Here is a 15,309-nt window from a genome sequence, read left to right on the forward strand (position 1 = left end):
AAAAAGAGCTTGTTATCCTATTCAAGGCTAAGACTACCTTCTTAATGACTCATCGCACTAGATACAATTCAAAATGCTTGGAATTTCATCAAGTAAATCGCTTGCCAATAACCCAACCTCACCTGATCTCTCAGCAACCTTGTCCCCAGCCACAGCATGAACCCACACTCCTAACTTCGCCGCATCGGATAAGGTAAAACCCTGGGCACAAAAAGCTGCAATAATGCCACTCAAAATATCCCCCATGCCTGCTGTGGCCATGCCAGGGTTACCTTTAGGACAAACAAAAACATTCTTTTCAGCTGTCTGAATAACTGTACCTACTCCTTTTAATACCACAACACCACCATATTGTTTTTGTATAGCAGATGCCGCGTGGTATCTATCCGTTTGAACATCTTTTACAGTACGTGAAAGCAAACTGGCAGCTTCTCCAGGATGAGGCGTTAAAATCCAGTTGTCATCCATTTGAGGATGTTGCGAAAGTAATCTTAGCGCTGAAGCATCAATGATCATAGGTAATTGGGTTGTAATTGCCGTTAAAAACAAGGTCTTGGCCCAATTACCATCACCAAGCCCAGGACCAATAATACAAACCGTAGCTTTTGCCAACAGAGGTATTAACTCTTCAGCTGTTTTAATACCCCAAACCATCGCTTCAGGAATTAAGGGTAAAGTACCCTTTGCATAATCCGGCCAAGTCGCAACAGTGACTACTCCTGCTCCCGTTCTTAGCGCTGCTTTGGCTGCCAAACTCACTGCCCCTGGCATTCCTGGGCCTCCGCCTATCACTAAAACATGCCCATGATCTCCTTTATGAGAATTCTTTTTTCTGGCAGCAAGAGGCAATGGCAAGGTGGAATCTCTCAACAGAGAGGCAAATCGAGTTATTTTAGTCCTGCACGCATCCAGGTTTAAATCGCTACAATGAATCACACCACAATAATCGGGTCCATCCAAAGTATACATTCCTGTTTTAAGTCCGATAAAGGTAATTGTGGCAGTTGCATTGACACAAATATTCTCGACTAATCCTGTATCCGCATTAAGACCAGATGGAATATCAATCGATAATACAGGTAACCCACTGGCATTGATTTGATGAATCGCATTGGCTATTACGCCATGCACTGGTCCTTGTAATCCAATGCCCAATAATGCATCAACAATTAATTCGGCATCACCGTCTAAAGGTTCATCTGCTGATTGACAATTTACTCCAGATGTCAAAGCCTGGCGCGCGGCATTTCTGGCAGCAGGAGGTAAATCTTCTATTGATTTGCATTGATATACAGTAACTAAAAATCCTTGTTCATGAGCTAATCTAGCCAAGACATAACCATCACCTGCATTATTGCCAGCACCGCAGAAGACTGCTATATGCCTTGCATGCGGGTAGAGTTTCTGTAAGAAAGAAAATGCCTCTGCGCCAGCCAGAGCCATCAAGGCATTTTCGTCTTTTTGATACAAAGTTACAGCCTGCTGTTCACAAGCTCTAATTTGATCACAACGATACAGAGCATTTTCTAGCTTGTTCACCTCTCGGCTCCAAATTAACGTAAATTTGATATAACGACCACAAAATACTTATATATCGCTATGCCAAGATCATTCTGTAAAAAATCACTGCTTCTTGGCCAGACCCCACTTAAAATAAACCACGCCGTCTACTTTACTAATTTTAGTGATGGTTTATTTTTTGTAGCACTTTCAGAGGAAGAAGAAGTTTTAGGTGGTGGCTCATCATCTTCTTCAACTGAAAAAGCAATTCCTCTACCATTTTCTTTTGCATAAATCTCCAGCACTGCATTGGGAGCAACAAAAATTTGCTCTGTTTGCCCTGAAAAGCGTGCCGTAAACACAATACGATCATTTTCCAATAAAAGTCCTCGTGTCGCTGAGGGAGAAATGTTTAATACAATTCTATCATGCTGGACATGTTCCTTTGGAACCTGCACATTGGGATTTGATGCATCCACGAGAATGTAGGGTGTTAAATCGTTATCAACAATCCAGTCGTAGAAAGCACGAATCAAGTAGGGTCTGTTTGATGTCATTACCATAATTATGCTGCTCTTATTTGTCTCTCAGCGTCAGTCAAACTTGTTTGAAAAGATTCACGTTTAAACACACGCTGCATATAAGAAATTATTCCTTTAAAATTAGGCGCAATTTCCAACCCTAACTTAGGTAACCGCCATAATAAAGGAGCCAATGCGCAATCCAAGAGTGAAAACTCATCACTTAAAAAATAAGGTTTATCTGCAAATACAGGATCTAAACTGGTTAAACTTTCAAGTAAATTAGCTCTGGCTTGTTCTACAGATTCCTCCCGCAAAATAGAATTCATTAAATAATACCAATCCTGTTCAATTCTATGCATCATTTTGCGAGTTTCAGCACGAGCTACTGGATAAACCGGTAATAATGGAGGATGAGGAAAACGTTCGTCCAAATATTCCATAATGATTCTTGCTTCATATAATACAAGTTCCCTATCAATTAATGTAGGAACGGTCCCATAAGGATTAATAGACAATAGGTCGGCTCCAGGCTCATCTTGCTTTACTGCAAGAATTTCAACATTAACTCCTTTTTCTGCCAGAACGATACGAACTTGGTGACTATAAACATCATCTACATCAGAAAATAAAGACATTATGGTGCGCTTTGCAACGATTGCCATTACTTACTCCTATCAATTCATTTAAGCCTGTTAAAATGGCTTTTTATATTCTACTGTACAAAGGTTGCTATTCTATCACATTTTTAATCTTCTGGGTTACTTTGAGCAAATCTTCTTATTTTAGCGTGAATTCGATACAAGAAACCAGATATATTTTCTTGTACAAAGGTAGCCATTTGAGATTCAACCTTGTATAAAAGGCAAAAAAGGAGCACTTTTTACAAGGCTGAGTAGCCGGCTTATTCCTATTTTAATTGTTTCCAATAAGCTTTCTTCAGTGAATAAGCTGCTATAAGGAAAATACAGAAGAACAAAAGAACAAAAATTCCTAATTTATAACGGATTAACTTGGCAGGCTCACCTACATAAACCAAAAAATTCACTAGATCCCGCAATGCGCTATCAAACTGGCCTTCAAACATCTCACCTCGTTTTACCACTAATAAATCATTTGCATGCGAGTTTTTGTTTTTGATCAAAATAACTTTTCCAATCAATGGTTCCAAAACATTAGGCATAGCAACATCAGGTATTAATAAATTATTAGCGCCAAAAGGTCTGGAAGGGTCGCTGTAAAAACTTTTCAAATAATTATATATCCAAACAGGCCCCCTATCCCGCGCGCTTAAGGACAGATCGGGAGGAACCATACCAAACCATTGCTTGGCATCTTCAGGCGACATGGCTATTTGAATGGGATCATAAATATTGGCTTGGGTAAAAATTAAGTTATTTTTTAATAAATCTTCAGCGATCTCACCATCAAAAGTAGTTAATCCAAGATCCTGGGCCATGCGGTTATAACGCATGTATTTGAGAGAATGGCATCCAGAGCAATAATTCATAAACATTTTTGCCCCTCTTTGCAAACTCTCTTTATCGTTTATATCAACAGCTACAGAATCCATGGTTAAGTTTTCTGTAAAAGCAGCGTTTGACATTAAAAGAGCCAAGGCAGCAATTAATAACACCTTTATTTTCATCATTTTTCACCTATCCGTGTAGGTACTGGTCGGTTTTTTTCAAAACGACTATAAACAGGCATCAAGATAAAGTAAGAAAAATAAATAACAGCAGCAATTCGAGCTAAAAACAACCTTACTGGTGTAACCGGAGTTGTACCCAAATACCCTAAAAGTAGAAAACTCAACGCAAACAAGGTAATACTTATTCTGGAAAATATTCCTTTATATCTTACAGAACGCACCTTACTTTTATCGAGCCAGGGCAAAAAGAAAAGTAATAATATGGCAGCTGCCATACACACTACCCCAATTAGCTTATCAGGAATAGCCCTTAAAATGGCATAAAAAGGAGCGAGATACCAAACGGGAGCAATATGGTCTGGGGTCACCATTGGGTTAGCGGGTACAAAATTAGCATGCTCTAAAAAATACCCCCCCATCTCCGGGGCAAAAAAGACAACCGCAAAAAATAAAATTGAAAAGACTATGATACCTACAAAATCTTTCACAGTATAATAAGGATGAAAGGGTATTCCATCCAAAGGCTTTCCATCCTTATCCAGGGTCTTCTTGATATCAATCCCTTCCGGGTTGTTTGAACCTACTTTATGCAAAGCTACAATATGTAAAAACACAAGGATGAGCATTAAAATGGGTATCCCTATGACATGCAGCGCAAAAAATCGCTGCAACGTCGGATTTGCAACGGAATAATCACCCCTCAACCATACAACAAGACCTTTGCCAATGTAAGGTATAGCCCCAAATAAGGAAGTAATCACTTCGGCACCCCAGTAAGACATTTGTCCCCATGGTAATAAATAACCAAAGAATGCTTCTGCCATTAACAAGAGATATAAAAACATTCCCAATAACCAAACTAACTCCCTTGGTTTCTGATAAGAACCATAAAGCAACCCCCTAAACATATGCAAATAGATAACAATAAAAAAAGCAGAAGCTCCTGTGGAATGCATATAACGGAGCAGCCAGCCAAAATTAATGTCCCGCATAATGAATTCAACTGAAGAGAACGCCTGCTCTGCGTTTGGCGTATAAAACATAGTTAGCCATAAACCAGTAATGATTTGATTAACTAAAACTATCAGTGCTAAAGATCCAAAAAAATAAAGAAAATTAAAATTCTTAGGCGCATAATAATTACTGAAATGTGCTTTCCAAGTGCTAACAAGAGGGAAACGTTCATCTAACCAATTGACTAACCCATTCATGCCTTAATCCTTATTTTGCATCCTCACCTATCAGAATGGTGTTTTCATCTAAAAAATGATAAGGTGGTACTTCCAAATTGATAGGGGCAGGAACACCCTTAAATACTCTGCCTGAAAGATCAAACATTGACCCATGACATGGGCAAAAAAAGCCGCCTGGCCAATCAGGCCCTAACTCACCAAGATTAGGTTTGTATTTGGGGGAACAACCCAAATGAGTACAAATACCTATTAAAACCAAAAACTCAGGATTAATGGAGCGATATTTATTTTGCGCATATTCTGGTTGTTGATCCACCAAAGAATCCGGATCCCTTAGTTGAGACTCATCTTCTTTTTGTAATTGGTTAAGCATGTCCTTGCTTCGTTTAATTATCCATACTGGTTTACCACGCCATTCAATGATAGCTTGCTCACCAGGCTCCATTCTACTGACATCAACTTTAACTGGGGCACCTGCTGCTTGTGCTTTAGAGCTTGGTAACCAGGAAGTAATAAAAGGAGTTAAGGCGCATGCGGCACCTACTCCACCTAAGACACAGGTAGTATGCAACAAAAAACGACGCCGCTCTTCATCCAATTGTTCGTCTTGATTGTGATTACTTACATCCTGATTGAGATCAGTCATTTCGCTCACTGCTTAATCATCCTGATTATGGTCTATGAACTGGATTCAGTTCGCCTAATTATAACTCCCGTTAGTTATAACAAAGAATAACAATTTTTCAAACGGTTGAATAACTTATTTCTTAGAAAATAAAAAAAAGCCCCGTATAAAACGAGGCTTGGGAAAAAATAATAGAATTAGCGCTTGGAGTACTGAGTAGCTCGGCGTGCTTTGTGCAGACCCACTTTCTTTCGTTCTACACGTCTTGAGTCGCGAGTTAATAAACCACGCGCTCTCAGCTTGCGACGGAACGAATCAGGACTTGACTCAGCTCCTTCGGCTAAACCGTCTTCATCATAAGCAACCAATGCTCTTGCTATTCCCAAACGAACAGCTCCCGCTTGGCCAGATATGCCACCACCAGTTACAGTAATGTATACATCAAACTTATTAAGAAGATCAACTGTTTCCAAAGGTTGCATTACAATCATGCATGATGTTTCTCGACAGAAATATTCCTGCAAAGTTCTGTCATTTACTTTAATATCACCTTTTCCAGGACGTAAAAACACACGTGCAATTGAACTTTTTCTACGGCCGGTGCCATAATATTGCTTCATTTCAGCCATTATACTTATTCCTCAATCTCAAGTTGCTTCGGTTGCTGCGCAGTATGTGGATGTTCGCTGCCAGCATATACTTTCAACTTGCGATACATCTCTCTACCTAACGGGTTTTTGGGCAACATGCCTTTTACAGCAAGCTCAATAATTTTTGTTGGATTTTTATCCTGTAATTTTTCAAAGGATGTCGATTTGATCCCTCCAGGAAACCCTGTATGATGATGATACATTTTGTTTTTAAACTTGCGACCAGTCACAATAACCTTTTCTGCATTAGTGACTATAATGTAATCGCCGGTATCAACATGGGGGGTATACTCAGCTTTATGCTTGCCACGTAAACGACGAGCAATCTCTGTGGCTAAGCGACCCAAAACTTTTTCACTGGCATCGACAACAAACCAGTCACGCTTGACTTCATTGCCTTTTGCACTAAATGTCTTCATTAAATAAACTCCGAACCGCCTCAATTGGTAATCTTTCTATCATGGACGGGCGATTTTAACCAAAACAGAAACAACCTACAAGTAAAATGGATAAAAAAATATATACAATTAATCAAATCTCAATAAAAACATCAGATTAATGACTAAATGTGAAGTATTTTTCATCTTATTGACGTAAGCTCATACTGAATCAACAGAAAACCCTGATACGCATTTTCATCTCTTTCTGTCATTAAGAGAGACTGGGCCTGACTAATCGCTCAGCATTAACCAACGTTTCATTTTATCAAAAGCCTTTTTGTGCCGGGAAAGCACAAAAAAGTTTATTTCCCAAAATAATTATTTGTCTAGCAGAAGTGGCTCTACTATCTCACCATCAATTAAGTGATTTTTGATGATTTGTTCAATATCTTCAAAGGAAGAATAAGTATACCAAACTCCTTCTGGATAAATAACGATGCAAGGACCAGAGCTACATCGTCCAAGACATCCTGATTTGCTGACCCGGATTTTTCCAGGGCCATGCAAATCAAATTCTAACAACTTTGACTTCATGAAATCAAAAAATTCTTCTCCGCCAGAGTTAGCACAACACTGCTTACCCGGCGCTTTCTGATTCGTACATATGAATACATGCTTGGTGTAATGCGATAACAAACTACTTTCCTATTTTTTCAATTTTTGTTTTTAATTTCAAACCCGGTTTAAAAGTAACAACTCTTCTGGCTTCCACAGGAATTTCTTCACCTGTCTTTGGATTGCGACCAGGTCTTTGTGGTTTATCTCTTAAAGTAAAATTACCAAAACCGGATAATTTCACATGCTGACCATTTTCAAGAGCATGACGTAATTCTTCAAAAAAATTTTCAACCATTTCTTTAGCAACTGGTTTATTTAATTTTAATTCGTCACACAACGTTTCTGCCATTATTGCTTTGCTTAGTGCGTTCACGATCATTCCCTCAAAAGGATTGAAAATTCATTTTCCAGTTTCTTGATTATAGCACTAATTACTAAATTGATCTCGGCATCAACTAATGTTCGAGTATCATCCTGAAGTGTCATAGCCACAGCAATACTTTTTTTATCTTCTGGGATACCTTTACCCATGTACACGTCAAATACGTCAAATGATTTTAACCAATCCTCTTTTACTGTATTTCTAATAACGCGCTCAATCTGCATGGCACTTATCTGTCTATCAACCACGAAAGATAAATCTCTCCGTATTTGTGGATATTTGGAAATAGGCTTGTACAGAGGGATAATCGGATTGATTAATGATTCAAGATTCAATTCAAATAAAACCACATCCTGGTCAAGATCAAAGGCATCCGACAAGCGAGGATGTAACACACCTATCCAGCCCGAATGTTTGCCATTAATCACAATCTGGGCTGACTGGCCGGGGTGAAGCGCATGATGAGATGATTGAATAAATTCAACATCATCCAGCCTCAATGAAGCAAACAAAGATTGTAAATCCCCTTTTAAATCATAAAAATCAAATAAACGGGTAGACTCACTCCAGTTCAAATTACCCTGCTCCCCCATTAACAAGCCCGCAATGCATGAACGTTCTTTTAGTTGCCCTCCGTCCAGATCAAAAACCACGCCTATTTCAAAAAATTTCACTGCAGTTTGTTGTCTGTGGCTATTATAAATCATGGATGCAATTAAGCCTGGCCACATTCCCGCGCGCATTTGCGATAATTCAGAGGAAATTGGATTAAGCAATTCCATAAATTCCTTTTGTGGGTAAAGCGCTTCCTGCAGCTCAGGATCGACAAAACTATAACTGATGGTTTCATGATAACCCTTGGCACTAAACCACGATGAAACTTGTGTCGCAATTTTTTCCTTGGCACTGATTAAACCGGCTTGTACTGATGTTTGCATTGGCTGAGCCTGTAACTTGTCATAGCCATATAACCGAATAATTTCTTCAACCAAATCAGCATCTTGTTGTAAATCTACTCGATGAGAAGGAATGGTGACCTCAAAAAAATGATTTGTTTCTTTGGTGATGACAACACCTAAGCCTTCCAGTAAATTTTTCATTTCATTCACAGGGATGGACAACCCCGTTAACTTTTTCACTTTTGTCGTATCAAATAAAAAGGAAACGGTGCCTGGTAAAAACTTTTTGTCAAAAGATTCTATCACTGGCCCAGGTTCACCTCCTGAAATTGATAAAATCAATTCCGTCGCTCTTTCGAGCGCTTTCGATTGCAAACAAGGGTCTACTCCCCGTTCGAATCGTTGCGATGAATCACTGAATAAACCATATTTTCGGGCAACCCCGGCAATTGTCACCGGATTAAAATAGGCGCTTTCCAGAAAAACATGTTGTGTATGCTCTTGAACTGCGCTACTAGCTCCTCCCATTATTCCAGCCATAGCCAGAGGCTTTTCTTTATCAGCAATCACCAATACTGTGTCATTTAAGACAACTTCTTGCCCATCCAATAATTCTAATTGCTCGCCTGAAGTACTATAACGTACATTAACTTCACCGTTAATTTTTGATAAATCAAAAGCATGCATGGGTTGTCCAAGCTCGAGCATGACATAATTCATCACATCCACTACAGGGTGCAACGTTCTAATGCCGCCTCGACGTAAGCGCTCGGCCATCCATAATGGCGTTTTTGCTTCAAGATTTAAATTACGAATAATTCGACCGCAATACCGGGGACATGCCTCGGAATGGATTAAATTTACTCGAAGACCATCATCAATCGCTGGAGGCACTGTGGTTATTGGCTGTTCAATTAAAGGCAATTTATTGAGAACAGCTACTTCCCGAGCGACTCCTAAAATACTAAAGCAATCCGCACGATTAGGAGTCAAATCGATATCAAAAACATGATCATCAAGAGCAAGGTACTCACGCAAATCCATCCCAATAGGTGCATCATCACTCAACTCCATTATCCCCTCGGAATGTTCTGCTAATCCCAGTTCTGTTGCAGAACACAACATGCCCTGAGATAATTCCCCGCGCAATTTGGATTCCTTGATTTGCAAACCGCCAGGCAAGTGTGCTCCAATCATGGCTAGGGCAACCTTCAAACCAGGTCTCACATTAGCTGCACCACAAACAATTTTCAACGGTTTGTCTCTATTGATATTCACTTCACATAAAGTTAATTTATCAGCATCAGGATGAGGCTTGGTATTTAGGACTTCAGCAATAATAACATGGGTGAATTGGCCAGCCACAGGATTCACTGCATCGACTTCTAAGCCAGCCATGGTCAATTGCTCAGCCAGCTCTTGTTCAGTTAATGAGAAGTTAACCCACTCACGTAACCATAACTTACTTACTTTCATTTAAAGTCCTCATCTCTGTAACTGTTCATTTGACTCAAGATTTCCAGTATTTACGGAAATTATCCCGGATTACAATTTGGTCTGATCTGTATTATCTATGTGCTAGATGTAAGACAATCAAAAGAAACATAAAAATAAAATCCAGGATACATTCTTTTTATAATGGTCAAAACTGTCGTAAAAAAGTTAAATCATTTTCAAATAACATACGCAAATCATCTATTCCATAATAAAGCATTGCTAATCTGTCCATACCCATACCAAAAGCCCATCCATGATACTCATTCGGATCGATGTTCACAGCGATTAAAACGTTAGGGTGGACCATACCACAACCCAACACCTCGAGCCACCCTGTAAACTTGCAAGAACGGCAACCCTTACCATTACATTGAGTACACTCTATATCGACTTCTGCAGAAGGTTCGGTAAAAGGGAAATAGGAAGGTCTAAATCTTAAGGCTAATTCCCGACCAAAAAAATAAGCGAAGAAATCTTGCAACAGGCCCTTTAACCCAGCCAAAGTCGCTTGCTTATCGATGAGTAATCCTTCCACTTGATGAAACATAGGGGTATGTGTTACATCCGAATCACAACGATAAACTCGCCCAGGAGCAATTAAACGAAACGGCGGCTTACACTGCTCCATTGTTCTGATTTGTACAGGAGAGGTGTGCGTCCTGAGCAAGCGTCCATCTCCAAAATAAAACGTATCGTGCATGGCACGTGCAGGATGATGGCCAGGAATATTTAATGCTTCAAAATTATAAAATTCTGTTTCAATTTCAGGACCTTCAACAATATCAAATCCTAAACGACTAAAATAATCATTAATTCTATGCTTTACCTGAGTAACAGGATGTAGGGAACCTGTGGAATGATTACGACCTGGAAGAGTAACATCGATTTGCTCTCCTGCCAGCTTGGCTAATAATTGCTTCTCTTTCAATTCGATCATTTTAGTTTCAATCAAAGCACTAATCCCCTGCTTTGCTTGATTGACCAATTGACCTACCTTGGGTTTTTCCTCTGCAGACAAATTAGCAAGCCCTTTTAGCAATTCTGTGAGCTTGCCTTTTTTGCCCAAGAAATCAACACGAATTTGTTCAAGAGCAGCTATATCCGTGGCTTGTTTGATTGCTTCTGAAGCTTGTTCTTGTATGGTGTTTATAATTACCAACATAGTTCTACCCACAAGTAAAAAGGAGGCCTTAGCCTCCTCAATAATTTTATTTTACAAGCCGGCTTTTATTTAAGATTGCTTTTCCGAATTGAGATTTATAGACGGGAGGCAATAACAAATAAAGCAGGCTGAAAATTAACCAGCTAGAGCTGCTTTGGCTTGTTCTGCAATAGCAGCAAAAGCAACTTTATCATGAACCGCCATATCAGCCAGGATTTTTCTATCCAGCTCAATGGAAGCTTTTTTCAAACCATCAATCAAGCGGCTGTAGGATAAACCACATTCGCGAGCTTGAGCATTGATACGAGTAATCCATAAAGCACGGAATTGTCGCTTTTTCTGCCGTCTATCTCGGTATGCGTATTGACCGGCTTTAATTACAGCCTGTTTGGCAACTCGATAGGTACGGCTACGGGCTCCATAATAACCTTTGGCTTGGTCTAAAATTTTCTTGTGACGCGCTTTTGCTGTCACACCACGTTTTACTCTTGGCATTGTTCAATCTCCCCGTTAACTACCGTGCAACATACGTTCAGCCAAACGCGCATCGCATGGCTTCAAAGTACCTGCTTCTACACGCAAATGACGCTTTTGCTTAGTAGATTTTTTAGTGAGGATATGATTTCTATAAGCGCCGCGACGTTTAATCGCTCCACTCGCTGTCTTTCGGAAGCGCTTAGCTGCTCCACGATGTGACTTTAACTTCGGCATAACAATATACTCCGCATTCGTTACTTGGTTTTTTTGGGTGATAATACCATCAGTAATTGTCTTCCTTCACGTTTTGCATGCTGCTCCACTATGGCTACATCAGCCGTGTCGGCTTGCAAACGTTCCAAAATCTTCATACCGAGTTCTTGATGAGCCATTTCACGACCACGAAAACGCAATGTGATTTTGACCTTATCACCATGATTGAGGAAACGGATCAGGTTGCGTAGCTTGACCTGATAATCTCCATCTTCCGTCGTAGGACGGAATTTTAATTCTTTGACCTGAATTTGTTTTTGCTTCTTTCTTGCTTCAGCTTGCTTTTTACTCAGTTCAAAGAGAAACTTACCATAATCCATAATACGGCAAACAGGAGGTTTGGCTGTTGGAGATATTTCTACCAAATCCAAGCCGCTTTCTTCTGCTGCCCTTAGCGCTTCTCGCGTTGACACAATTCCTGCCTGGTTACCATCGACATCAATTAAGCGTACCTCAGGTACAGTGATCTGTTCATTAATTCGTGCGCGATCATTTTCACGCTTAGTTGGTGCACTAATGGTTTAATCCTCCAGTTCGTTTATTTATATTGATCCTTTACGGATAATTTCTTGCGTTAAGGTATCACAAATTGTATCTATTGTCATCACACCCAGGTCAACGCCATCTCGAGTGCGAACAGCTACCTGACAATTTTCAACTTCTTTATCGCCCACAACCAATAAATAAGGAATTTTTTGTAAAGTATGCTCGCGAATTTTAAATCCAATCTTTTCATTTCTCAAGTCAAAATTGGCGCGGATCCCTCTTTTTTGCAAAATTTTACTCACTTTTTCGGCATATTCATTCTGCTTCTCACTAATAGTAAGCACAACTGCTTGCACGGGGGATAACCATAATGGCAATTTACCCGCATAATGCTCGATTAATATCCCCATAAAGCGTTCGAGAGAACCCAAAATGGCTCTATGCAACATGACCGGTGTTTGCTTGCTTCCATCTTCAGCAACATAACTTGCCTCAAGGCGTGCAGGCATAGAGAAATCCACTTGAATCGTTCCGCACTGCCAAATTCTACCTAAACAATCAGAGAGAGAGCATTCAATTTTAGGTCCATAAAATGCTCCTTCTCCAGGCGCATCCACCCACTCAATATTTCTTCCCTGCATAGCTAGTTTAAGGGCGGTTTCCGCCTTATCCCAAACGTCATCTGAACCGACTCGTTTTTCAGGGCGCAAAGCCAATCGGTATTTTATTTCAGTAAACCCAAAGTCCTTATATACGGATTGCACTAACTCCAGCATCATAGCCACTTCAGATTGAATCTGATCCTCAGTGCAAAAAATATGAGCATCATCCTGCACCATATTGCGTACTCGCATTAACCCATGTAGTGCCCCTGATGGCTCACAGCGATGACAATTTCCAAATTCAGATAGCCTGAGAGGAAGATCTCTGTAACTTTTCAAACCATGATTATAAACTTGAACGTGGCAGGGACAACTCATAGGCTTTACTGCATAATGCCGATTCTCTGTTTCAGTAACAAACATTTCATCCCTAAAGTTCGCCCAGTGACCGGACTTCTCCCATAAAGCCCTATCTACTAATTGCGGCGTCCTAATTTCCTGATAGCCAAAATCGACCAGGCGATTTCGCATGTAATGCTCCAGCTCTTGATAAATAGTCCATCCTTTGGGATGCCAAAAAACCATCCCCGGAGCAATATCCTGAAAATGAAACAAATCCAATGCTTTACCTAACTTACGATGGTCACGCTTTTCTGCCTCTTCCAAACGAAACAAATATTCTTCCAGGGATTTCTTATCAGTCCAGGCAGTACCGTAAATTCGCTGCAACATTTCGTTATTTGAGTCACCCCGCCAATAAGCACCAGCTACTTTTGTCAATTTAAATGCTTTTAAAAACCCAGTGGAAGGGACATGTGGGCCTCGACACAAGTCTTCAAAATCACCTTGTCTATAGAGAGAGAGAACTTCACTTTCAGGTATATCAGCGATAATTTTTGCCTTATATTCTTCTCCCAATCCCTTAAAGTATTGTATTGCTTCATTTCTGGGCGATTCCCGACGAGTGATTACAAGATTAGCCTTTGCCAGTTCATACATCTTCGCTTCAATTAAGCTCAAATCATCGGGAGTAAACGAGCGCTCAAAAGCAAAATCATAATAAAATCCGTCTTCTATTACAGGACCTATAGTCACTTGAGCTGATGGAAATAACGCTTTTACAGCCTGGGCTAATAAATGGGCGGTAGAATGCCTGATTACTTCAAGACTGTCTTCATGTTTCTCGGTTACGATAATCAAAGAGCAGTCTTCTTTTATAAGATAGGATGTATCCACCAAGACGCCATCGACACGACCTGCTATCGCTGCTTTAGCTAATCCAGGACTAATGTGATGTGCCACATCATAAACAGTGAGAGGCGCTTCAAAATGTTTTACATTTCCATCTGGTAATTTAACATTTGGCATAATCTTATCCGTCTTTCCATCTTTCAGGTTCTTGTTAAAAAAAAACCCTGCATGGCAGGGTTCAAACCTTTAATAATTCAGTGCAGCAGTTTACCAATTAGAGATTCTACTAGAAATCCAGGAATTATGGTAGGCACGAGTGGGATCGAACCACCGACCACCACCATGTCAAGGTGGTGCTCTACCACTGAGCTACGTGCCTATAATTCAACCTGAATGAAAATTGGCATGAATTATATACATAAGATTCCTGGAAATGCAATCATCCAAACCATATCATTTTTATCTAATGGAAAGACAAGATAAGCTGGTGTTAAAATCTTTGGATGATCTGGGCATATCAATCTTGCCTTTTAAATCTTTTCTAAATGCTACCAACCTCAACCAAGCCGCAACACACTCTTGCTTTCCCCAAAATATATCAGGGCAAGAAGAGTAAAGAACATGAAATGCCAATTCCAACTCTGTTGAGAACAAGGTAAAATTATAAAGCCCTCGTTAGCTTATAAAATATTATGTGGTTTAAAATCATAGATTCCCATGTAGAAATAGCTATTTATGCCAAACCGAACGCCAAGAAGACACAACTCATAGCCATTTCTGATGATAGGTTGCATATTGCACTCCATGCCAAACCACAGGAAGGAGAGGCGAATAATGAGCTGCTATTCTTCATGTCCCAATTTTTTAAAATTCCAAAAACACGAATCGACCTAATTAAAGGAAAAAACAGCCGTCATAAACTGCTAAGATTACCATTATCAGAATCTGTGTTCTGCTTTCTAAATAACCCAAACATCTAGAAAATGTCACCCATTAAAACTTAGAAATGGCCCGAATGAAGGGTTTCATTCAAGCCATACAATGCGAGGTTAACCGCTATGGTTAAACCACTTTTCCTATTGATTGGACTGCTCTTTGATACTTGTTCCTTCAAGTAACATCAGCGTCCGATGTTTGGACTTAAGGAAACGTATTATAACGTTCCAATGCCTATTATAATAATAATAGACAAAAAATCAATA

17 protein-coding genes and 1 tRNA gene are annotated in these 15,309 nt (G+C 39.8%); 1 reads left to right on the plus strand and 17 read right to left on the minus strand.

The window, feature by feature from the left end; all coding sequences use genetic code 11:
• Positions 1 to 57 precede the first annotated feature (57 nt).
• The 17 genes from OQJ02_RS13470 to OQJ02_RS13550 all read right to left on the minus strand — a co-directional run bounded on the left by OQJ02_RS13470 (position 58) and on the right by OQJ02_RS13550 (position 14,486).
• The gene (locus tag OQJ02_RS13470; RefSeq protein WP_265719508.1) at positions 58 to 1,539 is read right to left on the minus strand and encodes an NAD(P)H-hydrate dehydratase; all 1,482 of its coding nucleotides are present in this window, start codon (positions 1,537 to 1,539) and stop codon (positions 58 to 60) included.
• A gap of 128 nt (positions 1,540 to 1,667) precedes the next feature.
• Entirely contained in the window at positions 1,668 to 2,063 is a 396-nt protein-coding gene (locus tag OQJ02_RS13475; RefSeq protein WP_265719509.1) for a ClpXP protease specificity-enhancing factor, read from the minus strand.
• Between the two features lie 2 nt (positions 2,064 to 2,065).
• Positions 2,066 to 2,686 carry a stringent starvation protein SspA gene (gene sspA, locus OQJ02_RS13480; protein ID WP_027222848.1) on the minus strand — a complete coding sequence of 207 codons (621 nt, stop codon included), beginning with the start codon at positions 2,684 to 2,686 and terminating at the stop codon, positions 2,066 to 2,068.
• Between the two features lie 245 nt (positions 2,687 to 2,931).
• Positions 2,932 to 3,672: a cytochrome c1 gene (locus OQJ02_RS13485; RefSeq protein ID WP_265719510.1), complete on the minus strand. Its 741-nt coding sequence runs from the start codon at positions 3,670 to 3,672 to the stop codon at positions 2,932 to 2,934.
• Complete coding sequence (locus OQJ02_RS13490; RefSeq protein WP_265719511.1) at positions 3,669 to 4,883, minus strand: cytochrome b; 1,215 nt, start codon at positions 4,881 to 4,883, stop codon at positions 3,669 to 3,671. Before OQJ02_RS13490 ends, OQJ02_RS13485 begins: the two co-directional genes overlap by 4 nt.
• A 10-nt stretch (positions 4,884 to 4,893) precedes the next feature.
• Positions 4,894 to 5,511 carry a ubiquinol-cytochrome c reductase iron-sulfur subunit gene (gene petA / locus OQJ02_RS13495; protein ID WP_265719843.1) on the minus strand — a complete coding sequence of 206 codons (618 nt, stop codon included), beginning with the start codon at positions 5,509 to 5,511 and terminating at the stop codon, positions 4,894 to 4,896.
• A 176-nt stretch (positions 5,512 to 5,687) separates the two neighbouring features.
• Entirely contained in the window at positions 5,688 to 6,119 is a 432-nt protein-coding gene (rpsI, locus tag OQJ02_RS13500) for a 30S ribosomal protein S9 (protein WP_265719512.1), read from the minus strand.
• 5 nt (positions 6,120 to 6,124) lie between these two features.
• Positions 6,125 to 6,559 (minus strand): 50S ribosomal protein L13, encoded by a 435-nt coding sequence (gene rplM / locus OQJ02_RS13505; protein ID WP_061483764.1) that lies wholly within the window; start codon positions 6,557 to 6,559, stop codon positions 6,125 to 6,127.
• Between the two features lie 339 nt (positions 6,560 to 6,898).
• The gene (locus tag OQJ02_RS13510; RefSeq protein WP_265719513.1) at positions 6,899 to 7,216 is read right to left on the minus strand and encodes a (2Fe-2S) ferredoxin domain-containing protein; all 318 of its coding nucleotides are present in this window, start codon (positions 7,214 to 7,216) and stop codon (positions 6,899 to 6,901) included.
• Position 7,217: 1 nt separating this feature from the next.
• The gene (locus tag OQJ02_RS13515; RefSeq protein WP_011216576.1) at positions 7,218 to 7,511 is read right to left on the minus strand and encodes an integration host factor subunit alpha; all 294 of its coding nucleotides are present in this window, start codon (positions 7,509 to 7,511) and stop codon (positions 7,218 to 7,220) included.
• A gap of 2 nt (positions 7,512 to 7,513) precedes the next feature.
• The gene (gene pheT / locus OQJ02_RS13520) at positions 7,514 to 9,895 is read right to left on the minus strand and encodes a phenylalanine--tRNA ligase subunit beta (RefSeq protein WP_265719514.1); all 2,382 of its coding nucleotides are present in this window, start codon (positions 9,893 to 9,895) and stop codon (positions 7,514 to 7,516) included.
• Between the two features lie 166 nt (positions 9,896 to 10,061).
• Positions 10,062 to 11,078: a phenylalanine--tRNA ligase subunit alpha gene (gene pheS / locus OQJ02_RS13525; RefSeq protein ID WP_265719515.1), complete on the minus strand. Its 1,017-nt coding sequence runs from the start codon at positions 11,076 to 11,078 to the stop codon at positions 10,062 to 10,064.
• A gap of 135 nt (positions 11,079 to 11,213) precedes the next feature.
• Positions 11,214 to 11,573, minus strand: coding sequence for a 50S ribosomal protein L20 (gene rplT / locus OQJ02_RS13530; protein ID WP_010948412.1), 360 nt, complete (start codon positions 11,571 to 11,573; stop codon positions 11,214 to 11,216).
• 15 nt (positions 11,574 to 11,588) lie between these two features.
• Positions 11,589 to 11,789 (minus strand): 50S ribosomal protein L35, encoded by a 201-nt coding sequence (rpmI, locus tag OQJ02_RS13535; RefSeq protein WP_011216579.1) that lies wholly within the window; start codon positions 11,787 to 11,789, stop codon positions 11,589 to 11,591.
• Positions 11,790 to 11,809: 20 nt separating this feature from the next.
• Positions 11,810 to 12,346 (minus strand): translation initiation factor IF-3, encoded by a 537-nt coding sequence (infC, locus tag OQJ02_RS13540; protein ID WP_011216580.1) that lies wholly within the window; start codon positions 12,344 to 12,346, stop codon positions 11,810 to 11,812.
• A gap of 24 nt (positions 12,347 to 12,370) precedes the next feature.
• A complete protein-coding gene (gene thrS / locus OQJ02_RS13545; RefSeq protein WP_265719516.1) occupies positions 12,371 to 14,284 on the minus strand; it encodes a threonine--tRNA ligase in 1,914 nt (637 codons plus the stop codon).
• A 127-nt stretch (positions 14,285 to 14,411) separates the two neighbouring features.
• Positions 14,412 to 14,486, minus strand: a tRNA-Val gene (locus OQJ02_RS13550).
• A 313-nt stretch (positions 14,487 to 14,799) separates the two neighbouring features.
• On the opposite strand from OQJ02_RS13550, the gene OQJ02_RS13555 reads away from it, so the two are divergent.
• Positions 14,800 to 15,087, plus strand: a complete 288-nt coding sequence (locus OQJ02_RS13555) for a DUF167 domain-containing protein (protein ID WP_265719517.1) — start codon at positions 14,800 to 14,802, stop codon at positions 15,085 to 15,087.
• Positions 15,088 to 15,309 lie beyond the last annotated feature (222 nt).

Origin of the sequence: Legionella sp. PATHC032 (genome assembly GCF_026191185.1) — a bacterium.
Lineage (GTDB): Bacteria > Pseudomonadota > Gammaproteobacteria > Legionellales > Legionellaceae > Legionella.